This is a genomic window from Paenibacillus sp. GQ49 (genome assembly GCF_059759055.1).
The window spans coordinates 92,347-117,563 of sequence record NZ_JCAXEL010000010.1; the positions used below are offsets into that span (position 1 = coordinate 92,347).

The 25,217-nt window shown below is 42.8% G+C and carries 21 protein-coding genes; 9 read left to right on the forward strand and 12 right to left on the reverse strand.

Going from position 1 to position 25,217, the window contains the following annotated elements; all coding sequences use genetic code 11:
- Positions 1–67: 67 nt before the first annotated feature.
- Genes AC6CIF_RS18365 through AC6CIF_RS18375 form a run of 3 tightly spaced genes read left to right on the forward strand, consistent with a single transcriptional unit; the run spans position 68 to position 3,823 of the window.
- Positions 68–1,189 (forward strand): GerAB/ArcD/ProY family transporter, encoded by a 1,122-nt coding sequence (locus tag AC6CIF_RS18365; protein WP_498200911.1) that lies wholly within the window; start codon positions 68–70, stop codon positions 1,187–1,189.
- Entirely contained in the window at positions 1,161–2,663 is a 1,503-nt protein-coding gene (locus tag AC6CIF_RS18370; RefSeq protein WP_498200912.1) for a spore germination protein, read from the forward strand. The genes AC6CIF_RS18365 and AC6CIF_RS18370 overlap by 29 nt, the downstream gene beginning before the upstream one ends.
- Positions 2,660–3,823 carry a Ger(x)C family spore germination protein gene (locus AC6CIF_RS18375; RefSeq protein WP_498200913.1) on the forward strand — a complete coding sequence of 388 codons (1,164 nt, stop codon included), beginning with the start codon at positions 2,660–2,662 and terminating at the stop codon, positions 3,821–3,823. The genes AC6CIF_RS18370 and AC6CIF_RS18375 overlap by 4 nt, the downstream gene beginning before the upstream one ends.
- Positions 3,824–3,957: 134 nt before the next feature.
- Here AC6CIF_RS18375 and AC6CIF_RS18380 read toward each other — a convergent pair whose 3' ends face one another.
- Positions 3,958–4,362 (reverse strand): hypothetical protein, encoded by a 405-nt coding sequence (locus tag AC6CIF_RS18380; RefSeq protein ID WP_498200915.1) that lies wholly within the window; start codon positions 4,360–4,362, stop codon positions 3,958–3,960.
- A gap of 434 nt (positions 4,363–4,796) precedes the next feature.
- Positions 4,797–5,159 (reverse strand): hypothetical protein, encoded by a 363-nt coding sequence (locus AC6CIF_RS18385; protein WP_498200916.1) that lies wholly within the window; start codon positions 5,157–5,159, stop codon positions 4,797–4,799.
- Between the two features lie 139 nt (positions 5,160–5,298).
- Here AC6CIF_RS18385 and AC6CIF_RS18390 point away from each other — a divergent pair, with 139 nt between their 5' ends.
- Positions 5,299–5,832, forward strand: a complete 534-nt coding sequence (locus AC6CIF_RS18390; protein WP_498200917.1) for a hypothetical protein — start codon at positions 5,299–5,301, stop codon at positions 5,830–5,832.
- Positions 5,833–5,924: 92 nt separating this feature from the next.
- Here AC6CIF_RS18390 and AC6CIF_RS18395 read toward each other — a convergent pair whose 3' ends face one another.
- Both AC6CIF_RS18395 and AC6CIF_RS18400 read right to left on the reverse strand, forming a co-directional pair.
- Positions 5,925–6,221: a hypothetical protein gene (locus AC6CIF_RS18395; protein ID WP_498200918.1), complete on the reverse strand. Its 297-nt coding sequence runs from the start codon at positions 6,219–6,221 to the stop codon at positions 5,925–5,927.
- A gap of 42 nt (positions 6,222–6,263) precedes the next feature.
- Positions 6,264–7,616, reverse strand: coding sequence for a lipase family protein (locus tag AC6CIF_RS18400; protein WP_498200919.1), 1,353 nt, complete (start codon positions 7,614–7,616; stop codon positions 6,264–6,266).
- Positions 7,617–7,771: 155 nt separating this feature from the next.
- On the opposite strand from AC6CIF_RS18400, the gene AC6CIF_RS18405 reads away from it, so the two are divergent.
- Entirely contained in the window at positions 7,772–8,023 is a 252-nt protein-coding gene (locus AC6CIF_RS18405; protein ID WP_498200920.1) for a hypothetical protein, read from the forward strand.
- An 835-nt stretch (positions 8,024–8,858) separates the two neighbouring features.
- On the opposite strand, the gene AC6CIF_RS18410 is transcribed toward AC6CIF_RS18405, so the two are convergent.
- The 5 genes from AC6CIF_RS18410 to AC6CIF_RS18430 form a co-directional block, all read right to left on the reverse strand.
- The gene (locus tag AC6CIF_RS18410) at positions 8,859–9,140 is read right to left on the reverse strand and encodes a hypothetical protein (protein ID WP_498200921.1); all 282 of its coding nucleotides are present in this window, start codon (positions 9,138–9,140) and stop codon (positions 8,859–8,861) included.
- A 208-nt stretch (positions 9,141–9,348) separates the two neighbouring features.
- Positions 9,349–12,591, reverse strand: a complete 3,243-nt coding sequence (locus AC6CIF_RS18415) for an SMC family protein (protein WP_498200923.1) — start codon at positions 12,589–12,591, stop codon at positions 9,349–9,351.
- A 6-nt stretch (positions 12,592–12,597) separates the two neighbouring features.
- Complete coding sequence (locus AC6CIF_RS18420; RefSeq protein WP_498200925.1) at positions 12,598–13,305, reverse strand: hypothetical protein; 708 nt, start codon at positions 13,303–13,305, stop codon at positions 12,598–12,600.
- The gene (locus AC6CIF_RS18425; protein ID WP_498200927.1) at positions 13,295–14,719 is read right to left on the reverse strand and encodes a hypothetical protein; all 1,425 of its coding nucleotides are present in this window, start codon (positions 14,717–14,719) and stop codon (positions 13,295–13,297) included. The genes AC6CIF_RS18420 and AC6CIF_RS18425 overlap by 11 nt, the downstream gene beginning before the upstream one ends.
- Entirely contained in the window at positions 14,704–16,038 is a 1,335-nt protein-coding gene (locus tag AC6CIF_RS18430) for a DUF2399 domain-containing protein (RefSeq protein WP_498200929.1), read from the reverse strand. Before AC6CIF_RS18430 ends, AC6CIF_RS18425 begins: the two co-directional genes overlap by 16 nt.
- A 229-nt stretch (positions 16,039–16,267) precedes the next feature.
- Between AC6CIF_RS18430 and AC6CIF_RS18435 the strand changes: the two genes are divergently transcribed.
- Positions 16,268–17,281: a DUF7309 domain-containing protein gene (locus AC6CIF_RS18435; protein ID WP_498200931.1), complete on the forward strand. Its 1,014-nt coding sequence runs from the start codon at positions 16,268–16,270 to the stop codon at positions 17,279–17,281.
- Positions 17,282–17,379: 98 nt separating this feature from the next.
- Here the strand turns inward: AC6CIF_RS18435 and AC6CIF_RS18440 are convergent, their stop codons facing one another.
- A complete protein-coding gene (locus tag AC6CIF_RS18440) occupies positions 17,380–18,681 on the reverse strand; it encodes a galactokinase (protein WP_498200933.1) in 1,302 nt (433 codons plus the stop codon).
- Between the two features lie 274 nt (positions 18,682–18,955).
- Here AC6CIF_RS18440 and AC6CIF_RS18445 point away from each other — a divergent pair, with 274 nt between their 5' ends.
- From AC6CIF_RS18445 to AC6CIF_RS18455, 3 genes are read left to right on the forward strand one after another with little or no spacing between them, the layout of a single operon-like run.
- On the forward strand, positions 18,956–20,212 hold the full coding sequence (locus AC6CIF_RS18445) for an MFS transporter (RefSeq protein ID WP_498200935.1): 1,257 nt from the start codon (positions 18,956–18,958) through the stop codon (positions 20,210–20,212).
- A 59-nt stretch (positions 20,213–20,271) separates the two neighbouring features.
- Positions 20,272–21,198: a DUF2268 domain-containing putative Zn-dependent protease gene (locus AC6CIF_RS18450; protein WP_498200936.1), complete on the forward strand. Its 927-nt coding sequence runs from the start codon at positions 20,272–20,274 to the stop codon at positions 21,196–21,198.
- Positions 21,173–21,952, forward strand: coding sequence for a MerR family transcriptional regulator (locus AC6CIF_RS18455; protein WP_498200938.1), 780 nt, complete (start codon positions 21,173–21,175; stop codon positions 21,950–21,952). Before AC6CIF_RS18450 ends, AC6CIF_RS18455 begins: the two co-directional genes overlap by 26 nt.
- A 252-nt stretch (positions 21,953–22,204) precedes the next feature.
- Here the strand turns inward: AC6CIF_RS18455 and AC6CIF_RS18460 are convergent, their stop codons facing one another.
- Entirely contained in the window at positions 22,205–23,863 is a 1,659-nt protein-coding gene (locus AC6CIF_RS18460; protein ID WP_498200940.1) for an ABC transporter ATP-binding protein, read from the reverse strand.
- Between the two features lie 97 nt (positions 23,864–23,960).
- On the reverse strand, positions 23,961–25,208 hold the full coding sequence (locus AC6CIF_RS18465; protein WP_498200942.1) for a radical SAM family protein: 1,248 nt from the start codon (positions 25,206–25,208) through the stop codon (positions 23,961–23,963).
- Positions 25,209–25,217: the final 9 nt, after the last annotated feature.

Sequence of the window (25,217 nt, forward strand, 5' to 3'; positions counted from 1 at the left end):
AAGGAATCAACTTCCTATATGCTGTACAACCTAACGGAAACTTCCTTCATTGGAAAGGAGGATTCGCATGAGTCGTGAAAAAGGTCAAATTACCATCTGGTTGTCCTTTTCCATCATTTTATTAAGTGCCGGACTGGTCTGCCATGTCTTGTCCATCCCAGCAATTCTCGAAGCTGGCGGTAGAGACGGATGGTTGTCTGTCGTGGCGGCTGGCCCTTTTTTCATGTTGTTTCTATGTATGATGTATATCATCATTCGGCGGGTACGTGGACAGCGATTAACAGATTGGATCACGCGAGAATTCGGTGCGGTCCCTTCCTGGATCTTCCGAATCTCCGCTTCCATTCTGCTGTTCACGCTTGGCACGCATACGCTGTATGAGACAACTAACTGGACCGTGTCCACATATCTTCAATTTACGCCTCCCTATGTTCTGGCAGGTGGCGGAGCACTGGTTGCAGCATGGGCAGCGGCTAAAGGCATACGCTCCATTGCGATGACTTCCAGTCTGCTGCTGCCCTTTGTGATTTTGCTTGGTTATTTTGTAATGTCCGCCAATATGAAATATAAAGACTACGGTCTATTGTTCCCGATTATGGAGAACGGCATGGGTCCCGTGTGGCGGGGCATGATTTACTCCTTAGCCGGGCTTATGGAGATCTGGATTCTTATGTTGTTCCAACATGAAGTCAAAGGCAAGATTCGTTGGTGGTATGTCCTGATCCTCGGCGTGTTTATGCTCAGTATGGCGATAGGACCAACGATCGGAGCCATCGTGGAATTCGGTCCCGAAGAAGCAGCAAAACAACGAAACAGTCCCTATGAGCAATGGAAACTTGTGAATATAGGCAAGCTGCTGCAGCACGTTGATTTTTTGTCCATCTATCAGTGGCTCAGTGGTTCTTTCGCAAGGGTCGCTATATCCATGTATCTCATCGTGGATCTGCTGAATTTCCGCAGGCCGAAGAAACGATATATCGCGATTCTCACCATCACCGTCCTCATGAGCTTCATGGCGATGCAATGGTGGCGCATTGATTACGTCGACTATTACGTGGATCATATTCAGTTCCCGGTCATGCTCGCTTATGTATCCATCGTTACCGTAATATTGACCATTGCCGCATTAATCCATAAAAAGGACAAGGAGGCTCCCAAACGTGCCGATCTCAACTCAACCCAAGAATAATCCTGACGTTGAACCGTTCCGAATGAACGAGCACAACTTGAATACCTTTTTTGCCGGATCTGATGATGTCATCATCAATAGTCATATGATCGGAGAACCTCCGATGCAACTCCTTATGACCTATTGCAGCGGTATGGTAGATAGTGAAGCGATCTACGATATTATTCTCCCGGAACTCAAACGAACATATGAAAATACACACTTTATTCGTACATCGGACATTGAAAAGTGCATCAGCCTGGATTGGACCCGAATGGATCTGCAAGATCCGGCATTTGGAACTGAACTGATGTCTCTCCGTGTTTTTGAAGGCCATATGTTGATCTGTATTCCTTCCCTGCAAACCATGTGGAGTATTGATATATCTAACATCCCTACTCGAACACCAGAGGAATCGACCACCGAAGTTTCGATCCGCGGGGCAAGAGATGGATTCATTGAACCCCTTGCCGTCAATGTTGCCTTGATACGCACCCGACTGCGTACGTCCCAGCTGGCCTGTAATATCGAACTGATCGGTTCACGTTCTGCAACCAAGGTGGCATTGATGTATATTAAGAATATTGCCAATCCGGAACTGATCGAAGACGTTCAGGATCGGTTGCGTAAAATTGAGACCGAACGAATCTTGACCGCTAATGAACTGGAAGAATTGCTGTCGCCTTCGAAGATTACTTTGTTTCCCGTCACCCATTATACGGGCAGGCCTGACTTTGCTGCAGAATGTCTCCTGAATGGACGTTTTATCCTCATTGTAGACGGCAATCCCAGTGCCATTATTGGGCCAGTTAATCTGTTTCTTTTGCTGAAATCACCGGAGGATGCCAGCTTTCCCTTCCTGCCTGTCAACGTAGGGCGGATGCTGCGCTTTCTTGGCCTGATGATCACCGTGTTCCTGCCTGGCTTTTATATTGCGCTGACATCCTTTCATATGGATCAGATCCCCTTTCCTCTAGTCGCGACGATATCGGTTGGACGCATGGGACTTCCGATGGAATCGGGAGTGGAGATGTTTCTCATTATGCTGCTAATGGAGCTGTTCAGAGAGGCGGGGGTACGTTTGCCAAGTGCCATCGGCCAGACATTAACTGTCGTTGGAGGTTTGATCATCGGGGATTCCGCCATTCGAGCCGGCATGGTCTCTCCCCTCATGATTGTCATCATTGCAGTTACCGTCGTAGCTGGTGCAACCATTGTGAATCAGGTCATGACCAGTTCTGTGCTGATCCTGCGGTTCCTTTGTTTTGTCCTGGGGGCATCCCTCGGCATCTATGGGTTCATCCTGTCGTTGATTCTGTTCCTCATCTACCTGACCGATCTCAAATCATTTGGCATTCCGTATCTCACGCCGTTAACACCGCTTCATCTCAAACAAGCGATAGCTTCATTATTCAAACTGCCAAAAGGGTTAGGTAAACGAAGACCCGTCTATCTTGAGACTCAAGAACCGCGTAAGAAAGGAAACGGACGATGAAACACTTGTTACAGCGATGTTTGCTGGGTCTGTTAAGCCTATCGATGTGCGTGATGACGAGTGGGTGCTGGAGTGCCTTTGAAATCCAACAGGTAGACTACGCCAAAGCCTTTGGAATTGATTATAAGGACGGCATGTATCACCTGTATGTACAAACGCTGGATTTTGCCAGTGTCGCCAAAAGTGAAAGTTCAACCAAAAGTGCCGAGACACCGCCTGTATGGGTTGGACATGCCGAAGGGAAAACCATGAGTCTGGCGCTAAACGAATTGTTCCGTACGGCTCAATTACACATGGCTTGGGGGCATGTGACAGCCATCGTTATGGCCGAAGGTGTGCTCACCAGCAAACATATCAAAGAAGTGTTCGACATGCTGGGACGGTTTCCAGAATCCCGTTATACAACCTGGGTGTACGGAACACGAGAGCCTCTGGAGAAAATCCTAAGTGCAACGTCCATCTATAATATGTCGCCCTTGGACAGCATTCTTCACAATCCGCTCCCCACGTACATGGAAGAATCGTTGTACCCGCCTGTGCTTAGCTTTAAGCTCATTGCAACACATAATGATCCCGCTACAACGACGTATCTGCCGAGTATTGCATTGAACGATACCCAGTGGGCTGAGAATGAGAAGAAACATGATTTGTTTCTGGTGGAAGGGGCCTTTTTCGAAAAGACTGGCTATGACTTTGAATACTTTCCACGCAGTCAGCTTCCCGGTTATCACTGGCTAATCAAGGACATGCGGCGTGCTCCCTTGCTTGTGCAGAAGGATGGAACGATCTATGGGGCACTCAGTGTAGGATTGCCAAAGATCAAGATTAAACCTGTCATTCATGGAGAAGACGTTACGTTCAACATTGACGCCCAATACCTCACCGCCCTGTACGAATACCTGGTGCCCACCTCTTATGAAGAGATGATCCAGATTAGTGAAGTGAAGTTACGGGAGCAGATCATGCAGACCTATCGTCACGGCCTTGAGCGTGGTGTGGATATTTACGGTCTTCAGGAGAAGCTATATCGCAAAAATCCGAAACTCTGGCGTAAGTTATCCAACAATGGGAGCAAGATGATGCTTACCGAAGACTCGATTCAGGAATTAAAAATTCATCTCACTATTCCGTATACAGGTAAATATAAACGGAAAGTATAGCAAGAACGTGAAACACCCCTTGTCCGTATGATACGACGGATAAGGGGTTTTAAGTTTAAGATGTCGTTCATTTGCAGTTCGGGTCATGCGGATCTGTGACTGCGAAGTTTCCATTCCATAAGCCAGCCTGCTTCCTAATCCTCACTATCGAGAGATGAGTAGATGACGTGACCTTCGTCGTTCAATCCTTTTATGTCCCATATCATCTCGTGAATCGGCTGCTGGATTACCGCATACCACAACCTGCCGCTGGATTGATCGGAAGATGATTCCACGATTTCCGCTTCCAACCGTGAAGATGCCAGATTTGGTTCGTAGCGAATGTGCACCTGGGTAATGTCAGCATCGTGGAGATACCCGTATATAATATAGATCATTTTGCCTTTAGACTCCTCGTATCCTGATATATGAGAAGAAAGCGGCTCGACCGGATTATCCTGCAGACCACCGCCTATTCTGGCCAGTTCGGAGAACCACATCTTTTGCTGGATCAAAGCAGGAGTCAGGTTATTCGTAGTGAGATCTTGATATAATACCAATTGAGTTCGCGTTTCAATAGGTGTAACTAGCTTTACCTGTTCTGGGGGAATACCTTTTTCGCTTAAGATTGTGTCGATGTCCTACGGACCACAAGAGCGGATCAAAAACAGAGCGACCAATACAAAGAACAACACGTACGCTACCCGTTTACGGTTGCTTGTCTTGGGCATAGATTAACCTCTCCTTAAAATTGAATCTCTATAAACAATTAATTATCGTAGAAATAGTATGTCAGATAGTGCTGCCCCGAAGTAATTTACCAGCATCCATGCAGCGATCCATAACAATGACAACTGCATGATCCAGTAAGGAAAGATGTATCTTTTCGTTCTTCTTTACTTCTTATTATATCTTTGCTTAACAATGAACTCTCTCCCATGCGTTCATTTTATTTTAAAAAAACGGCCAACGGCCGCCTTCTCTCAACTAACTTTCACTTCTTATAATAATGCATCACCCGCAACCGAGTAGTTAGGATTAAGGTCTGAGGAATGAGCACAAAGACAATATACATAAGTACAATTAACCATAGATGTGCGGCAAAATGTTCTGCACCGAACGATGGTTTCGGACGTTCAATCCAATACCACCAGCACGGGATGGCAATAAACCATGTCAATCCCGTCGAGACGAACAAGTCTTTCACATCGCTCCATAGAAAGCAGAACACCGCGACGAACAAAATAGGACCTGTCCAAGAATCCAATATCGGGCCCCAGCTCTGGAATACAAAGATAATGGCGGGATACAGAAGATTTATGGTCCAGCGCCATATGTTATTAGTATAAAGATTCATAAAGCTTCACCTCATTACATAACGTTGCAATTGTAACTTCACTTATTTGGATCATTTGCTACATTTATCACAAGATGAAGCATGATTTTGGATATTATAGCTCATACTACCTTCAGGAAAATATCGAAGGAGTGACAGCATGAGGTTAAAAAGTATCATCGCCGTTGGAGCCGTGTTAACTTGCTCAACTCTGTTATGGGGCTGTGGTAATGGCACCGCGAATAATGCTTCTCAGCAGCAGAATGACACCGTTCGGTCGGAGAGTTGGAGCGATCCCAAACGACTGGAAGCTTCCCATCTTGAGGCGCTTGAGCGTATGGAGAAAGATCATATTCACCGAATGGTTTCGTTTAGCGCAAGTACAGATGGAGACAAAGTGATGACCACACTTGAACGGTCGAGCCAAAAGTTGGAGGAAATGCGACCGCTCGCCGAAATGCTCCAGCATGAAGGACATCCAGCATTATTACAGCGAATCCAGGACATGTCCGGTGATATCCAAGGTTCCAAATCCGTCATTGCTGAGATGAAAAAATTGCCTCAGGACGGTAAAATTAAGATCCAGTCCGAGAATTCTGATTCCTTGCATCACATCAGCAGCTTCCGCGATTACCACCAGTATATTCAAGAGAAAATTCAAACATTGAACAAGAATAATACTGATACACACTAATCAGTTATAGTACTGCTTACCCAAGGGAGTAAATAGTTAGGTGGGAGGATTACTTCCTATCTGACTATTTACTTTTGAGCAGATATAGACAATTACTGCATCCTGCTGCGATTTCTTTGATCTTCTCTGTCCGCTTCTTCCATCTTGCGAATGTATCGCTTCAATTCCTCTTTATGAGCTTCTAGTTCACTTAATCTCACAGCAGCTCCTTCAACAAAAGACTGCACCTTGAAAGTTAGCACCGATGCTGATGTCCCTACCCAATCCTGCTGCAACCTTCCATGAATCGTACGCATCTTCTGTTCCTGTTGTATAAGCCGTTGCTGCAATTGTTCGCATTGTTGAACGGCTCTTCGTAGATCCGACAGGGATACGGATATTCTGCCCATGTCTACTTTCCTCCTGTTAATCTATCTATATAAATCCCATTATTATTGTTGCTGATCAGCGATTACAAAATCTTCTCTCTTTCGTTCAATATAATCTGCAATCTCACTTATGGACTCTTGGTACCAACGGTTAATTTTTTGCAAAGTAGCTGTTGCATTATAAGCAATCGGTGTAAAAGACTGACTTTCGCTCGTTGCTATATGGGTCTGGAACATCTGAATAGAAGCTTGCGCATCGTTGGAAAATCCGCTCAAACTCAGTCTCATTTCCCGAGCAGACTGCGCTAATTCTTCCGGTGTTAATTGAATCTTACCGCCACCAGAACTACCTACTCCGGATATAAACGAAGCTACTGCACCAGACATCACATTAGAGAACACAGCTATTGCTTTCTGATGTGCAGTCCATCTTGGAGAAATATCAAGCGTCTCTCCCGTACTCCGATCGATTAACGGGCCAGTTAAGTTGCCATCCTTATCAAACTCATATTGCTTCATGGAGTGGTACCCCTTGCCTTCGTCCTTCGAGAAGGAATCCAATAATCTAACGATATTTCCAATGTACAGCTTATCTAGATCTATATCTATTCCAACGTCATGAACCAACATCGGCGAGCCTGCACCGAGAGGTTGAAAAGGGACCTTTAACTGTAATTGAAACTTCCAGTTCTGATACATCGCATTAGCAGTGTCAAAATCCTGTCCCTTGTACACCGTAAGTCCAACGTGCCTATCATATTCACTTATTCCGCCAGCTCCTACAGAATCACTCGGATGAACCACATTAACCATTTTGTTGTCAAAGTGACCTTCATTCACTTTAGCCAAACTTATATCATCCAGCAGATTCATTACACTTGGAGCACTGTACGTCATACCAGACACATCATGACGAGCAGCTACATATTGAGCCAAACCACCACCAAGAGAATGCCCTGTTAGCGAAATATCTGAATCAGGGTATGCTTTCTGTACTGCCTCATACAATTCTTCAGCTTGATGAAACTGATTGTTTTCCCAACTTGTATTATCCATCATGAGTTTAAAAGGACTATTTTTGAAGATATTATGCCGCTCTGGGTCGGTTATGGAATCTTCAAGCTTTCTCGTTCTTCCTCCTACGACATCAAAAGCATCTGTCTCCCAATCCGCGAATTTATCTGTCAACTTCCCTTCTGGTTCAGTTCCGCGATAACCGATGACAATCTGATCTGTAAGATCATTCTTTAAAACAATTGCGTCGAACCCAGACTTTCTGTGCAATTTTGCTCCATCTGGCTCAACCACTTTCCAACTAGCTGAATCCAGCGTATCAGGGTAATCCCCTTCATTTAAATTAAGATAGGCCAGTTCCGAAATTTCCTTATATGTTTTATCAGTTATATAGTTATCCATAAAAACTCCTCTCTGTTTACTGAACTAAAAAGTTAAAGTATATTATAAAGTGTTAAGTTCACATATATAGGAGGTTGAAGAATATTTTTAAAAATATTCAATTTGTATCTATTACACTTATAATCTTAGCCCTTATATTGGGAGGATGTAATTCTATGCCGAATCAAGATAAAATTATTGAAGAAGCAACTCAAGTGGGTCATCAATACTTTATTGATCACTATAATACTGAAGTGGAATTCACTGATCATAAATTTCTACCAAAAGATCTTAGTCACAATATCAGTTTGAGTGGACATGTTGAAAATAATAAAGAAACTGAAATCACCATCCTTATTGATTATGACACGTTCGAAGTTCAAACAGCCGTTGTACCGAAAGAGTTACTTGACAAAAAAATTAAGTAGGTTCCAGTAAGGAGTAGTGGTTATGCTCAATATTAAATTTCGTACACCTCTAACCCTATTAATAATGATTAGTTTAAGTATCACTGTATTTTACGGTTGCATATCGAACGAGCAAAAAGAAATTGTACAAAAATCCGAAATCGCAAGCCTAGCTTACTTTAAAGTAACCTATGGAATTGATGTTGAGTTTACAGGCCACAAGTTCATTCCATCTGACTTGTCTCATACGGTGTCACACTGACAGGGTACGTAAAAGGAAATAAGACCCAAGAAATATCTCAAATGGTGGATTATGATACTTATGAAGTCAAAACAGGCTCATTGCCCGAAGACATCAAACCTCTTAAGTAGTTTATAAGAAATTTTAACTTTTAAAACTTTGGGGCCTTGTACGATACATGGCTCTTTCATATGTAATAATAGGGATTTCATATCCTAATCTTATCCTCTTTTTTCCAAAGAAGTAGAATCATTATAGTCCATCTTCTCTGAATCGTGTATATGACATATAAGAAATGAGCACAAAGTCTTTATAAATTTCAGGCATTAAACCTTACAGATTATAAGTTATAGGACGTTGTTACCAGAATAATTTCAGCAATTTGCATAAATATGTGAAAGTAATGGTTTATAACTTTGTCAGGCAGCGACGCTCTAGATAAACCTTTACACTCGTCACTGCCTCACTCATAATGCTAGCTCCTCACTCGAACCAGATACGTGATATACGAAGCCTTCCTGATTCATCGATTGGATAACGAGCAGCAGACACAGTAATTCACTATAAACTACCGCAGCGATCTTTCTTTCACACCTTTCCTCCTTCACTACAGCTTCATTCCACCCACAACGACACCCAGATGAACACGCTAAATAACAAGACCGGCGCAAGAGCTCCTGTGGCTAGTATGATCCAAAGTGTCGCGGGTTTGATCCTTTGGCAGTATGTATCAATCTTGCGCATCCGATCTTTGCGCCACTTGGCGAACCTGAGCAGTCTGACCATCCGACTCAGAACTATTTGCCGCTGCTCGCCCTCTTCGAATTCATCGATCGCACGCCGCAACTCCTCGTATAATTGAGCCTCTTCCTGACCAGCCACTGTAGGTGTAATCATCTGACCCTTCCTCCCATGAGAATATTATTGAGATACAGCCGCTACTTAATTAACACGGTAAGGACCTTCAAAGTTTGGGGTTTTATTATAAATGAATACACCAAAATTCCGGGCAAGCCCGGAATCGACTATAGGTTTCTTATCATCATTTTGGTAATTATTCACGTACAAACTGCTCTGCACATTGAAATTTATTGTTTTCTTGCCTTTACACCTTTATACCTGCGACTCTACTTCGAGTAAGAATCGGATTATGGTGAACAACATACGCTTTTTTGAATCGATCCAGATAGGTATTCTCATGAGATTTGGGCGTCAGGATAATTAATTTCCGTGACAGTTCCCTATGATACAGATCGAAGACCTTCAGCTTGCGTTGTTCGTCCAATGCACTGTCGAACTCATCAAGCACGATGAAGCCTGGGCTTGTCTGCAAGTTACGCAACAACGCAAGTGCGAATAACAACGAACTCAGAGACTCTTCTCCACCCGATACCCCTTTTCCAACTCGTCCTCCGCGTGCCTTGAGACTCACATCTTCCATCGTTCCTCGATGTCCTTCCTTGCGTGCACGGATATACAGATGAAAGTGGGTTCTCCCTTTTTTGTCCGCATATTGCTCCCAGTTGATTTCGCCTTCGAACTGAAATAGCGTCATGTACGAACGAAATTGCTGTTGGATCTCAAGGACCCTCATCTGTATCGTTGTCTCTAGTTGATCCTTTAATTGAATGGTCCGCTCTTCATCTTGTTCAAATAACAGTTTGGTCCGCTTGTATTCATCTTGAAGTCGTTCAAATTCCTCTTTCACTACCCTGTAGTTTTCCGGTGCTGCTGGATCAATGTTGGCTTCATTACGGGCGTGATTATACTTCGTTTTCCCCGTTTCATAGCCCATTCGAATCTGGGAAAGGGAAGGTATTGTACGAGATGACTGTTCTATATCCTGACCTTCATCCAATTGCAAAATCTGCAATTCCTCGAGAACCTGCTCCATTAGTAATGAAGAAACCCCTTTAAAATCCTCAATCTCCAAAATGATATTCACATGCTCCGCTTCTACGGTAACAAACGACTCCCGACGATTCTCCATCTGTTTATTGATCCAATTCAGCTTATTCGTCTCGGATTCCAATTGGGCCTGCGCATCATGATCTTCACGCTTCAACCGCCGTAAGCGAATGCTGATTGCATCCTGCTGATCCTCATACTCCTTCATCTGATCTTGAATATCCCCAATCTGAGCCTTCAGATCAGCCAATCTGCGCTGGCTTACATTCAATTGTTCGTATTTTCCCTTCAGGTTACCGAGACGTACATAAAAGTCAGCTTCCAGTTGCAATACGCGAAGTTCTTCTTCCAATTGTACAAGTTGTTTTATGATACCGGACTCCAGCTTCTTCATTTCCCGGATGCTTTGTTGTTCTGCCGCCAGCAAGCTATTTTCCTCCATCAGCTTGTCTCTACGATGATTGCGTTCATGTACACGCGTCATGAATGCCTCTGCACGCTTCATCATAGGCAGTATAGAGTTTAGTTCCTGTAGTCTACTGGCTAGGCGTGTGATGACTCCATCTGTCCGTTCAACCTTCTCCATCAGAATTGTAATATTTTTCTCCAATTGCGCCCTTCGGAGCACAAGAGCCTGTTCACTCAAAATGTACCTTCGTTCCTCCTGCGGTCCTCGGATGCCCATGCTATCCAACAAAACACCTTCTTTAATTCTGGGCTCGAATTCATGGAAAAACTGTTCTACCCACCATAGGGCTTTCATTGCAAAAGGCAATAATTCCTCAGTCAAACCTGGCTTCACCTTCAAGTGAAGAGAAGGAATTCTCATCACTGATTTATCCGGAATCACACTGTTCAATGGCACATGATACAGATCATTGGGGACACTGGCATATCGACCATCAAAAAACACGGCATATTTAATGGGTTCAAGTAATTCCTCAGATTGAAGCGAAGCTTCTTCATCCATCTCCACAAGATCTCGCAGCGGATAAGCCTGAACCCCGCGTTTATCGAAATAGCTCAAAGATTGACGCTGACGGCTGGACCAATCCCGGTTGGATGCAAGACGTTCCCTTTCATCCAGAAGCTCTTGTCGCTGATGCAGCAGATCACGTTTAAGATCCTTGTTCACATTCAGTTGCTCTTCCAGCACTGTCATCTCTTCCAGTACCTGATAACTTCCGGTATACCGCTGCAAATAATCACTGTGCTCCTGTTCAGCCTCTCGATCTCGTTCAGCTTCCGTTTCCAGTGACGCAATTGCCTTGATATGTTGGGTAACTCGATCATCAGCTGCGCTTAACATATTCTGTAACTGCTCATATTCCAGACTACGCTTCTGCAACTGTTTACCGACCTGATCCAGCTGTAGCTGCACCTCGTTCTCTGTCCGGGTAATCCGTAGCTGCTCCTGTTGGATTGCTGCCAGATCAGATTCCAAACGCTGGATAACCTCCACCATTTGTGCCTGTTCAACATTTAACTCCTCTTGCCAGCTAGAACGTTGCTGCAGTTCAACCGTGAGAGCTTGCATCTGTTGCTCGCTGTCCGATTGCCTCAATTGTATTTGTGTTACTTGTAGCCTGATGCGAGCAAGCTGATCCTCCGAATTCTCCCGATCTAATTCAAGTTGTTCCAACTGGTCCTTGAGATCCTTTTCTTCACGCTTGTAGTAATCCTCCAGTTGAAGCAAGGAGGAAGCATATAATTTCCCACCTTCCAGAAGACGTTTCCGGTTATCCTCATATCGATCCAAACTGGACTTCTGTATATGCAACCACTGTTTTTTGTTACTCACATTGGTTTCAGCCTGAATCAGCGTTTGCCTTGTCTCCTGCAGTTGTTCCACACTTTCTTCCCAGTTTCGCTGCACTGCATCTATACCATGCATCTCAGCAAATATCCGAAATCTTTCCTCCGAATGCATAACCGCGAACTGATTAACCTCCTGCTGATACCAGATCAAATAGAATAAATCAGGGTCAATTTTATATTTGTATTCCAGATCTCTTTTATATGCCGTAAAATTATATTGCCGATCCCCTGAGCTATATCGTGTTTCGTGTAACCACTCTCCAGGACGATCCCCAGAATATACAACATACTCCCGCTTGATGGGCTGGCCTGATCCGGGCTCCTGCGAAATATATATCGCAAATTCAATCCATTCAGGAGCGTCGATCTTCATGTCCCCTTCGTTGCGAAATAACAACCGGATCTGTGCATTCCATGTATGATCGGGTAACAGATTCCGGGATTTCAAACCTTCCAGTTCTACTTTGGATGAATACAAGACCGCTCCCATGCAATACGTGATCGTCGATTTCCCTGCCCCATTAGGTCCAGTAATCAATATATGTTCCTGTCTGCCCGACAAATCCATTACCGTATTATCATAGTCACGAATTCCGGCGAACCACATTTTATAAGGTATCATCTCTTATTATTCCGCTCCTTGCTGTTGAAGATTATATCTTTTGAAAAATTTCATGACTTCTTCTTTGTTCAACTGATTCGATTGACTGAATTCGACTGTACGACGTAAAAATGAATCGGAAAACATATGTACTCCTATTGCCGTTAATTGATACGCCTTTTCGGGTGAACGGGTATCATACTCCTCGATAGCACCAATTTTACGTAAAGGGTCCAGATTCATGAGCAATCGCTGATTAGCCTTGGTCGTTTCATGTCCAAATGCATCAAGAAGTTGGTCAAACAGTGTATACTCATGCTGCAATACTTCCTGTTGATAGAACATGAACAATAATATCGCCAGACTTTCCTTGGAAAGCGTACTTCGGGCGGCTCTCGCCGGAACTCTCATCATGACGACAAGCTGATCCCGATCCTCATCATAGATCAATTGAAAATAACGGCTTACGCCCTGATTCACTCGCTGTATAAACGAATAAAAGGCCTCCTCCTGACCTGTAATATTCAGCTGCTTCTCAACCTCTCGGCGTGACAAGCCAAAGTTCCCTGCCCGAATTGTGGCAGACGAAGAAAACAACAGGTTCATAAACACCAGCTCTTCCTGCTCTGTAAGCATACCTTTGAGCGCCTGCATTACATGAAGAGCATTAATGTTGTCTGTAGCCTGCTCTTGGTTTACCTCTTCGAAAGAGAGATTTGTTGTCTCATCTGTCATTCTGATTCTCCTCTCGCAGCTTACGGCTGGTTATCCTTTGATTCCGATCATCAGGCTCGATCCAGTCCCATAACTTAGCATATTGTGGACCTGATGCGACGGCATTGATCTGTTCCATATCCAATGTTTTGTTACCGATCAGGGCAGAGATGGCAGTCAGCGCATTTATTGCATCGCCCCATTCAGATGATGTAGCTTCGATGATGACCTGTTCTACAGGTGCTTCTTCCACAGCAGCCATATATTGCTCAATTGCTTCTGTCTGAATCATGGATTTGGTCAATAACCACTCGGTATCTCCCATCAATTCACTTAGTTGCTCAAGAGATACTTCTTCTTCTACAAACAGCAATTCAGCCGGGGCGGACATATCTATAGGTTCAGTAAGAGGTTCGTATGTCTCCAGGTATTGTACTGACTCACTCACAGATGCACCGGATAACGGCGAGGCAAATTTAACGGGGATCCATATACCATCCATCGCTTCATCAGCATACTGGTTCTGTTCCATAAAACTAAGTAGCTGGTAAACATTAGGCGTGTCAGAGTCCAACGGAGGATCATACATACTGACAATAAATTCACGGACTTTCTCGGGATGAATCGTAGACGACAACATGGTTTGTTGCATGGTTGTGAATTTCAAGTACTTATTAATCATCCCTATACTCAAGTGGGTACCTTCTGCTAATACGGCTGTTCCCTGCTGCATAAGATGACTTAAAACAAGACTGTCTTCCAGTGTCTGAAACTGATGAAGCCGCTCACTCAGCTTGTGCTCAAGTTCCTGCATAAGCTGATGTATAATTTCCAGTTGTGGCAGCGCATTGCGATCAGCCAGTAATTCCAACTCTCTTTCCTTCAGTAATTGAAGCGCATGCTCCACATTACGAATCATGCTTGCGATTTTATTGCCCCCTGATATACCGTGATCGTCATATGCCTCACTATGCTCAGCATCCCGTCTCGCTTGAAAAAGAGATCTGCCTATATCATCATGCATATAATAGGCCAAGGAGTCATTCGCCAAGCGGATCAGGGCATCCATCATTCGTTTACCCACATCTCTCATCTTGATCTGACGAGTCTGCTTCGAAATCCAGTTATGCTTAACGAGTACACCTACAATCTGTTCTACTTTCTTGATCTCTGGTGGTTCAGCATCATGATATTTATTTCGATAACGATAGTAGAGTGTACTTGCGTTCTCAATGGGTTCATCAAGCCCCAAGGCAGCCTCATTGACCAACTGGATGATCCGTAAAAATCGTAATATTTCGATGGGCGTCTGAAAAAAATTCTGTGACCCTAGATCACTAAGAACACCGGATAAGGAGGAAATATCCCGCATGGTCTGAAGAAGTTCGGGTGCTGAATCCTTATGCTGAAATATAGAGATTAAAGATTGATCCATCTGGTCCACTCCTCCCGCTTACCGAGTACCTGCTCCTGTTCTAAATGAGTAGTCGTCAGTAGTAAGTCCATATATGCTTTAAATGCAGCATGATCCTGATAAACCTGATGATCGTGAGCTATGAATTTCAACACCAGTTCTTGGCCAGCCAAAGCAGCGCTCATCTCACCAGTAATTAGAAGTCCATCTGCATCATAATCGCTCCACAGAATGGCTTGTTTAATTGACCTGTCTTCTTCCAGTAAACGTTGAATGAATGTCCTGTGCGAGCTGCGCATATGTCCATCCACACAGACGATAAGTGAATTGGTTTGCTCTACGAAATCCGGTTCAGCAGCCATTCGGGTAAGCACAGCCCGGTTTTCCACCAGCCACAATATTTCAGCGTTTGTTTTGTAATGATCCTGGGCAATGGACAGATCCGTCAGTGCATGGACTGGTCCAGCTTTATAGGTAGACCACTGCCCCTCCAAGTGACCAGCAAAATACATTGGCGTTATTCTCCCAGGACTAATCATGCCTAACAATTCAGCAGATGTGCCTGAGCTATGCTCAAGCCATGACAGGAATTCCTCCCGATGTATATCAAATGCCTTAGAGCCTCCAATTGCTCCATAGTAGCGGGAACCGACTTCCTTCCAGTCAAAGACAGGAGCAGATAACGCAATCTCTGTGATCGCTCGTATGAAATGCAACCCCTTTATTCTCTTTTCAACATTCCAACGAGCAGGGAAGTGTTCGCTCTCCAGCAGTTTAGCGACGTTCCATTGAAGACTCACATTCAGCAAAAGTACAAGCTTGAAGAGTTCTGTTGCCCTTCCGGTTGGATTGTTTTTGTATAGTTCCATCAGATTACCTACACGTAATTGATACTTCTCCAGTTCAGCCGATTGGGCCTGTTGATCACATAACACCCGTCTCTCCATATCGTTAAAAAGACGATATCCCATCCGATAATGGGCACGCTCTACCGTCTTTCCATCTCGCTTCAATCGAATTTCTTTGATAATCCAGCCCTGTTGCATCAGATCAAATGCTTCCGATTCATCCATGTCTACCCTCTTGCTAGGTGTCCATCCTTGCAGAATGGTCGGAGCCAGCGTATGTTCCGAGTAGCCAGTTTCGCCCCCGCCCTCTGCAGTTTCTTCTGAACAATCCAGAGCCAGAATAAGTGTACCTGTATGACGGAATGTCCGGGCTGTTTTGCGGATGATGTGAAGTTCATGAAGTGACGTTTCAACCTCAGTTTCCGTCCGAGTTGGCGTTGTGCTCCTTATCTCCTCGCCCTTCTTTAATAGATAATTCGTTATGTAATTCAATATTGGCTCTGATCCCCTCATTACTCGCTCCATCCTCATTCACTAGATTATCTCTATTGTATCAGCTATAAGCTAACCTGTATAAAACCTGATATTGATTAAACTGTTATCTTCTCCCTAAGGCATAGTCGTCTCGTGTCCCATGACTATGGAATCAAATACAGATGTGGTAGACTCACTCTAACGACCACTCACTATCCACTTAATATGAGAGGAGTACACATTATTCATGAAATTACTTATTGAAGAAGCACGTCCACTATACGAAGCAGCCAACCGTTTCAAACAACAAGCAAGCTGGCAATGGCTGAGCAACTCCCATACTTTTGGTGTCCAGGACCCGGAATCCGGACAGATCGGCTACTGCACCGTGATGGGCAACGGAGGCGAGATGTATGGAATGGCTGTCTACCTGGGTACAGAAGGACTGAATACCTTGGCTAATCTGATGCAAGGGATCATAACGGAAGACCCTGTTTTCACCCAGCACTGCTTCCTGTTGTCCTTCGAAAATCGAGACGAGCTATCCAGTGAGGAATACAAACAGTTAAAGACATTAGGTTTCTCTTACCGCGGACGAAACGCCTGGCCTACTTTTCATCTGTATGAACCGGGATACGTGCCGGGACCTGTTCGGAAAGCCGAGGACCTTCGATTCTTCGCCACCTGTGTTGAGCAGGCCATTGAAGTCGCTTCAGCAGTACGGTCTGACCCGGATCAGCTCTTTCCTTCTGATCAGCGTCTGTTCCTCACACGTGTGCCAGAGCTTTCCTCTGACGGACAAGCATTGAATTGGAACAGTCAGTGGCTTGAACCACAGCCTATCGTTGTAGAAGAAATTGCATCTATATTCATTGATGAATTTCATCAAACGCGTCTGCGCAAGCTGCCTTGCCCGCCAGAATCATTCTGGGAATTTGGATTATCCTATCTACCAACATCGATTGGTGATAAGGAACGCCCTTATTTCCCACAGATTATCATCGTCACTGAGCCAGCCTCCGGCATGATTATCCACTCTGCCGTAGCAGAACAAAAACGCAGTATGCAGCAATGCGCAGAAGAGTTGGTTGATCTTCTTTTGCAACGAGGGTACAGGCCTTCCCAGCTAATTCTGTCACGACCAGAATTGGCACAAGCCCTGTTGCCCTTGCTTAGCTCTATCGATATTGAAGTGTACACGGCGGAGCAGCTACCGATGGTAGAGGACGTTTTACAAGAAATGAATCAGTTCTTGCATTAATCCTTACGTTGGGTATGACAAAAAGCGGTGATCTACCTTGACTTTAGTCCGGGAAGATCATCGCTTTTTGATTACACGTAGTTTTATTGGCTACGCTCCTATTCGTTCACGCTATCCACCAATGCATTCAAGCATACCGCACCCTGTGCACGCACATTAACAACAATAATCGGTGTGTCTAACATGTCGTGCATCCATGACATATACTCTTCTACTTTTTCGTTCGGAAGGATCGTCAGAATAACTCCTGCGAATCCACCACCATGAATACGACAAGCGCCATCACCCAGGTTTTGCAGATAATTCTCGGTCAGTGCCAGCGCAATGCCAATCTCCTGTTCCTTCACAGCACCACTCTGATATACATTCTGCAACCACTTCCATGACGAGTTACCGGACGCCGTAATCAGTTTGAGGAAATCAGCAAAACGTCCATCACGCAACGCCTGAACCTGACCATCAACACGATTATTTTCCTCCAGGAAATGAAGTGCACGCAGCACGGCACGATCCCCAGCAGCTTCACGAACCTTCTTGAGGTTGGCATAGATGGCGTCAGCTGTAATTTCCCGAACATACTCACTGCCCAGTGCCTGAGCAACCGCTCTCATCTCATATGGCACAGCAGCGTAATCTTCTGTCAGATCGGCGTGGTTACCGCCCGTATTCACAATGACCAATGAGTAACCGTTTTGTTGGAAATCCCACTGAACAGGCTCGATGACTGGCTGTGCAGGATTTTCAAAATCAATAGCAATGAGTCCGCCGTACGCACAAGCCATCTGATCCAGCAGACCCGAAGGTTTGTTCCAATAGTGATTCTCCGCATACTGACCGATTTTGGCCAAAGTCACAACATCCAGTGCTCCATCGTTATAGAAATGATTCAAAATCGTACAGATCAGCATCTCAAATGAAGCCGAGGAACTCACCCCAGATGCTGAGAACACATTACTTGACAGGTACGCCTGGAAGCCGCCTATTTTATATCCGAATTCTCCAAATCCCGCAGCCATACCGCGAATCAATGCTGTTGTGCCATCATCTTCTGTATTTGGCGTGAGGTCCGTGAGATCGATTACATATTTCTTGTCATAACCTTCTGAGTAAAACGTAATAACTGACTCCGCAGTTGGTGCTGCCACTGCAATCGTATCCAGCGTAATGCTGCCCGCCAGCACTTTACCATGGTTATGATCCGTGTGATTGCCGCCAATCTCGCTGCGTCCTGCTGCGCTGAACAACTTGCTTCCCTCTTGCGCGCCAAAGTACTCTTCAAATGTTGCGTTCAGCTTTGTGTAACGTGAAGTCTGTTCCTCTACTTGTGATTGTCCATACATTTGGGCAAGCAATGCTTGGCCCTCCGTGGATTGGATCAGATTCGATGGTTGTGTCGTCATTAATAATCCTCCTATGAATATGCAGCTTTTATTTTGGCTGTTGGTGAACATGGTTGTCGCGTCTATTTCATGCCTTATTCCTCTCCCATTATCTCAGCTTCCTAGCGGAAAAGGTAGGGTAGAATTGAAAGTTTGTAAGCGTTTTGTGAAGTTATTTAATGTAAAAATAGGATTGAAAACCATTTTGTAATAACTTAAATTGGGTTTAAGTGAAAACACATTATTTTCCAACCTCAAAGTGGGTATACTTAACATCTTATTGGTGGAGGGAACGATGAAAATTAAGTCGAACTATACCAAGTTATTTGGTGCATTTTCTCTTACATTTTTGGGTGATGGACTTACACTTGCTGCGGTTCCTTGGCTCATATCAACACTTACGAGCGATACGCTGTATGCCTCTGTCACCATGACGGCACTTCGTTTACCCTGGCTACTATTCAGTCTGCCTGTAGGTGTCCTCATCGACCGTTACTCACGCAAACATATGCTGATTGGGGCAGGCTTTACGCGAATGATCCTACTGCTTGTCCTGACGTTATGTATCTGGGGAGGATGGGTGAGCATTCCGATTCTGGCACTGTTCATGTTTGGGATTGGCCTGAGCCGAGTTGTATTCGACAGTACAGTACAGACGGTGATCCCACAACTGGTAGATGAGAGTAAGTTGGAGAAAGCAAATGGGCAGTTCACCGCCGGACAGTTAATCACAAGTGATATTCTGGGCGTTGCCCTGGGAGGGTTCATCATAACCCTGCATATTGTTTTTCCTTTTGCCATAGACGCCGTAACAGCTGTTATTGCTCTACTCTTTTTGATCAGTTTGAAGGGAAACTTCTATCCAGGGGATACGGAAACAACTAAGAGAGAAGTTCGCCCGATGAAAAATTGGAAACGCGAGATGTGGTCCGGTATTCAATATGTCTATCATGATCGTTTTCTCCGCGGATTAGCCATTCTATCTGTCACCATTACGCTGATGTATTCGATTATCCTGGCTACTCAGATCTTTTTTGTACGAGATGTGCTTCAGTTGGATGCTTTTGCATTTGGTATTCTCATCTCCATTGCAACAATCGGCAGCATTGTAGGGAGCCAGGCTGTTGCATATATGCGTAAGAAATGGAGTACAAAACAATTAATTATCTCCTCCATTCTGTGCATGGGAATGATCTACGGTGTGGTGGGTCTAACTACAAATGCGTATATGGTAGGCGGCCTGTACTTCTGTGCTGCATTTTTCATTATTGTGTACAATGTTACCCGTTCCTCCATCCTGCAACGTTCCGTTCCTAATGAGCTACTTGGTAGGGTCGGAAGTGTGTTTCGCTTTTTGTCCTTTGGGATTAGTGCTATTGGTACGCTTCTCGGCGGATTATTGGTGCGGGTTAGTGAAACGACTTTTGATCGCGTATTCTCGCTGCAACTCCCTTATCTCTTGTTAAGCCTGATCTATATCCTGTCTGCTCTGATATTCGCAATGAAGATGAAGAATCACTCAGAGAGCCAGCAGCGTAACATCAACACTTGACTGTTACGTTAGGTCATACTTGATAATGATCTCAAGCTTACATGAAGGAGAGATTAAGGATGAAGATTACCGCGTTACGTTCAGATCAAATCTATGAGGAGATCATCCAGGCTGCACCTGATGAGAAATTGGAGTTATACCGCGAGCGAATGATGAGTCCATTCATGAACAAATGGAACATTCAACAGATCCCGTTTCGCTCTCAAGAGCCTCACGGCTTCGATGTGATTATGATGAATAACTTTATGAATATCGCTCCCGCAGATATCACACCTGAGATTAACCAATCGTTAGCAGCGATCTCGTCTGAAGCATTTTGGCAACAGTGTCATGAAGCTGTCCGTAGGAGTCTATCGACCTTTACAGATCACGGGATTGAGCTATCAGTCTCCGAGTATCTATATACGATTTTATTAGGCGATAAGAACAGCCCCTCACTCATGATGAACGAAGGTATCAGCGGAGATGGTGGAATCCCGGGTTATATTATTGCGAACCTGATCCCCAATGGGTATACTCTACCTCGTATCCAATCCGTGTTAGCCCATGAATGCAATCATAATGTGAGATATCAATATATCCAGTGGAATCCTCAGATTACGCTTGGCGAGATGGTTGTTAGCGAGGGGCTGGCCGAGAGTTTTGCGACATCCCTGTATGGAGAAAAGTTGCTAGGCCCCTGGGTAGCCAAAACGGACATGGAGACATTGAATACCGTAATCAAACCGAAGATGAAAGACCAGCTGCATGTCACCGGTTTTGACCAAATTAATCCGTATCTATACGGCGATGAACTTGCCATCATGCAAAACTTCACGCCCGTAGGTATGCCCTATGCGGCTGGCTATGCCTGCGGTTATCACCTAATCCAATATTATCTGAACAAAACAGGTACACCGATTACCGAAGCAACCATTACTCCGGCAAGTGTCATCCTTGCTGAAACAAAGGACTTTTGGAATGAAGACACCCTATTTCACCGTTAAAGATATTATTCAGATTACTGGCATCACCAAACGCGCATTACATTATTACGATAAAACGGATCTATTAAAACCGAGCAAAGTCGAGGACAATGGCTATCGGTATTACGATCAAGAGGCACTGGGGAATCTGCAAATGATTCTGTTGTTCAAAGAAATGAATTTCTCATTGAAAGACATTGCAGCCGTGATGCAACTCTCCAAAAAAGAACAGAAGGATATCCTAAGAGAGCACCGCAGTACACTCGTTCAACGAAAACAAAAGCTCGAAACCATCATCCATCAATTGGATGAGTATGTAGATGGGACGGATATCTCTCATCTTAATCTGTTTGACGACTCTTCCATTCTGTCCATTCAAGAACAATATGAATCCGAGGCGAGGTTTGTATATGGAGACACCGATAAATATCAGGAATTTGAAGCTAATGTGAGCAAGCTGTCTGCGGAAGAGCAAGAAAAAGCCTACCAGCAGTTCTCGGTCAACATAGAGCAGGTATTTCGGGAGTTGGCGAAACATCAGGATCTGTCTCCTGCTTCTGCTGAGGTACAAGCGCTAGTGCGTGAATGGAAAAGTTGTCTGGAGCAGTTCATGGTCTGTGATGATGAGATTCTGAGGTGTATTGCTGAAGCCTATACGACGGATCGTCGCTATGCGGGTTATTTTGATCAGTTTGGTGATGAGGAATTTTTGAGGTTTTTGTATCAAGCGATTATGGTTTATGTGGAGGGTCGGGAAGGCATAAGATTCTTCTAGTCTTAACGAAATACGTGAGAGCATATCGGTGATTCCAAACAAAACAAAGAACCTTTGATTGTATTCTTCATGGATCCGGGAATGCATCCAAAGGTTTTTCCAAGACTTAAACGTTCCAACGTTTTGCTTTTCCTCTCTTTTAAAATCGTTAATGTAATGTAGATCAAAAGTTATTTCTTTGCTCCAGAATCCCTCTGACCACCCAATTTGTTGACCTATATCGATCAACCTTCTGATTGTTAGTTTGATCCTTTATTTCGCCACCATATCTTCAAAGTTCTTATTCATATAAATTATATGATCAATAAAATAAAAACTAGGATCATGAGAAATAATTATGGTAATATCTGCGATGGATCTATTTTTTATAATGTCGATAACACATTCCTTGACTGCTGTATCTAAAGCCGAAGTTGGCTCATCCATAATAAGAATTTCTTTTTGTAAAACAAGGGCTCTTAAGAGGCCAATTAATTGTTTTTGCCCTCCAGACAAATTACTGCCTCCGTTCCCTATCTCGGTATCCAACTTATTTTCGAAATTCAAGAATACATCTAAGTTATAATCATTAATGAGCTTATTTAAATAACTCAACTTAGAATCATCACTCCCTAAAAGTATATTATCTAGTATGGTTCCCTTAAATAAATGAATATTTTGAGAAACTACGCCTATCTTTTCCCTTAATTCATTCAGCTTAATTTTAGTAAGATCAACATCATTAAGCATAATTTGACCACCACTGGGATTATACAGACCTAATAATAATTTAACTAAAGTTGATTTTCCTGATCCGTTAGACCCCACAATCAAAATGGTCTCCCCTTTGTTAATTGTCTGATTAAAATTTCTAATGACTTCCCGTTTGTCTGCATAATTAAAAGTAACATTTATAAATTCAATTTTTTCAATACCACCAATAAGACTCTTGTCTCTTTCATCTCCTTCATCGCCATAGCTAAGAAATTCTTGAATTCTGCGAATGCTTACAAGTATTGGTTGAATAGTAATCCCAGCTGTTGAGTAGACTTGAAGGTTGCCTAATATTCTGGACAAGTAACCTGTGAAAGCTATGTAACTCCCGATCGTCAGAGCATTATCTATGATTAGAAGCCCCGATAAGTATAGAATTCCTGTGCCAATGAATGCACTCATAAATGAGAAATTCTCAAAATAAAAATTTAAATTCCGATTCATTTTCACAATGGATTCTTTTACAATCTTAGATAAATAGTCAACTTTATTCATTTGAATTGTTTTTAGATCTAGTATCTTAATCTCTTCTATGGAATTAATTGTCTCAAATACTCCTCCTGACATGATTGCCGAATCCTCATTCATTTGAGTAACTGATTTTTTTATTCTACTTGAAAAGTAAACAGAAAGAACAACATAGAAGGGGAGCATAATCACAACAACTAAAGATAAGTAAAGGTTAATTTTGAATATCATTATAAATGAAATAACAAAATCGAAAACTCCTACTACAATATTAATCATGGATGGGGAAAATAAATTAGAAACATTCGAACTCTCTGAAATTCTTGACATCAGATAGCCTTTTTCTTTTTTATTTAAAAAACTCATTGGGAAATTAATTGTTTTTTGTATCATCATTAATCTCACTTTATTGGATAATTCAATACTAAATTTACTCAAGAGTAGTTTGCCTAATAAAGATAATATTGTCTTCAGCAGTTGCAGAAAAGCAATTATCAGCACTAATTTGTATAAAGTTGAATAGGAAGGTTTACTTGCGAGATGGTCAACTAGATCACCTGTTATATTGGGGATTGGCATTGCCAAAAGCGAAACACCCACAAGACAACACATTCCTATGGAGAGAGCAATGTAATATCCCTTCAAAAGATTAGAAAAAAAATTATATTGTTGCCTAATCTTATTACCCATAAAGCAATCCCCTCATATTATATTTAGAATGAGTTAGACGCGACTTGACACATTTCTTGATTTAAGTTGAATAAGTCAAGTCGTCGTCCTAGCTACATTAAGATAGAGGCTGATATAAAGTTGTATAACTTGAACAAGTTTCTTTGTGATCATTTTCACAACCAAGAGCGAGTTCAGAAGCCCTACAGTCATAACATAATCTATTAAACTCACAATTCTTACAAGGATTCATCTTGTTTAATGGTAAACTCCAGTAGGGGCTTAATTTGTAATACTCTTGAAATAATCTAATAAATGATGGATAAGAATATTTGTCCAGTAATATTTCACTTATTCGAGGGCATGGCCGTATTCGCTGCTCTGCATCAATCGCAATCGTTCCTTTTAAACACGGATGAAAAAACTCTGAACTAATGTAGGAATGGTGAGTTACGATTTGATTATAGTAGTATTTGTTATGGTCCAGTAAATCAGTATCCTTGTTAATAATATAGGAAAATGTATAATCTAAATAATTTGTCATTGCATGTTCCAATGGCTTCTCACAAGCAAATTTCGATTCAAGTACAACATTAAGTATTATGCCGTTTTTTTCACTTTTGTTACTTTCACCTAAATAATTCAGGATATTAACATTCTCGTTAAATTCTTTTTTATGCCGAGGAGAATATTTAAGTGAAACGATCGGCCTGACCCTGTTATCTAAGAGAACTTTCAATTTTTTAATGTATGAACTATTCTCTTTAATATATGGAGCTATTACATAAACAATTTGTTCTTTATTTTTTATCAAATTTGTAAAATCTAATATTTTCTTTAGGTTTTCCCATTCCGATAAAGGATTCCCTCCATGAAAATATATATTTCTAAATCCCATCGACACTGTATCTCTCAATATTGTATAGTAGGCTTGCCAATCAGCGTCAACAGGTTTACTAGTATCAACTTTCTTACAGGTTATACATCCACCTGTTTTCGGGAGAAAGCAATGAGAGCATTCATTATCACAACCACATGGTAATTCGTAGAAAATATTCTCTAAAGTGATTTTTTCCATACTATTGGAGTTAAGTGAGCCTATTCTAAATGGCTCGTGGGGTATATAGTTTTTATAATATTCGCCTAAATTTTTCGTCTCAAAAATCCCTAGTAATTTTTCAACTGTATCATTGTCAATTTCTCTTTTAATTTCATCAATCGTAGTTCCACTATAAATTGCCTTTACAATTTGAGTTTCTATATTTTGAAGATGATAAATCTTATTCATCCTAAAGTCATATAACACCGAATTTATTTCACCGTATACGATTACGCTGGAATTATAAAAATTAAAATATGTCTTCAATAAATTCAC

Excerpts from the sequence above, each read along its gene's own strand:
- AC6CIF_RS18460 (WP_498200940.1), bottom strand. The coding sequence starts at position 23,863 with ATGGGTAATAAGATTAGGCAACAATATAATTTTTTTTCTAATCTTTTG.
- AC6CIF_RS18395 (WP_498200918.1), bottom strand. The coding sequence starts at position 6,221 with ATGGGCAGAATATCCGTATCCCTGTCGGATCTACGAAGAGCCGTTCAA.
- AC6CIF_RS18415 (WP_498200923.1), bottom strand. The coding sequence starts at position 12,591 with ATGATACCTTATAAAATGTGGTTCGCCGGAATTCGTGACTATGATAAT.
- AC6CIF_RS18435 (WP_498200931.1), top strand. The coding sequence starts at position 16,268 with ATGAAATTACTTATTGAAGAAGCACGTCCACTATACGAAGCAGCCAAC.
- AC6CIF_RS18385 (WP_498200916.1), bottom strand. The coding sequence starts at position 5,159 with ATGAATCTTTATACTAATAACATATGGCGCTGGACCATAAATCTTCTG.
- AC6CIF_RS18390 (WP_498200917.1), top strand. The coding sequence starts at position 5,299 with ATGAGGTTAAAAAGTATCATCGCCGTTGGAGCCGTGTTAACTTGCTCA.
- AC6CIF_RS18425 (WP_498200927.1), bottom strand. The coding sequence starts at position 14,719 with ATGGATCAATCTTTAATCTCTATATTTCAGCATAAGGATTCAGCACCC.
- AC6CIF_RS18450 (WP_498200936.1), top strand. The coding sequence starts at position 20,272 with ATGAAGATTACCGCGTTACGTTCAGATCAAATCTATGAGGAGATCATC.
- AC6CIF_RS18420 (WP_498200925.1), bottom strand. The coding sequence starts at position 13,305 with ATGACAGATGAGACAACAAATCTCTCTTTCGAAGAGGTAAACCAAGAG.
- AC6CIF_RS18375 (WP_498200913.1), top strand. The coding sequence starts at position 2,660 with ATGAAACACTTGTTACAGCGATGTTTGCTGGGTCTGTTAAGCCTATCG.
- AC6CIF_RS18440 (WP_498200933.1), bottom strand. The coding sequence starts at position 18,681 with ATGACGACACAACCATCGAATCTGATCCAATCCACGGAGGGCCAAGCA.
- AC6CIF_RS18365 (WP_498200911.1), top strand. The coding sequence starts at position 68 with ATGAGTCGTGAAAAAGGTCAAATTACCATCTGGTTGTCCTTTTCCATC.
- AC6CIF_RS18410 (WP_498200921.1), bottom strand. The coding sequence starts at position 9,140 with ATGATTACACCTACAGTGGCTGGTCAGGAAGAGGCTCAATTATACGAG.
- AC6CIF_RS18455 (WP_498200938.1), top strand. The coding sequence starts at position 21,173 with ATGAAGACACCCTATTTCACCGTTAAAGATATTATTCAGATTACTGGC.
- AC6CIF_RS18445 (WP_498200935.1), top strand. The coding sequence starts at position 18,956 with ATGAAAATTAAGTCGAACTATACCAAGTTATTTGGTGCATTTTCTCTT.
- AC6CIF_RS18405 (WP_498200920.1), top strand. The coding sequence starts at position 7,772 with ATGCCGAATCAAGATAAAATTATTGAAGAAGCAACTCAAGTGGGTCAT.
- AC6CIF_RS18400 (WP_498200919.1), bottom strand. The coding sequence starts at position 7,616 with ATGGATAACTATATAACTGATAAAACATATAAGGAAATTTCGGAACTG.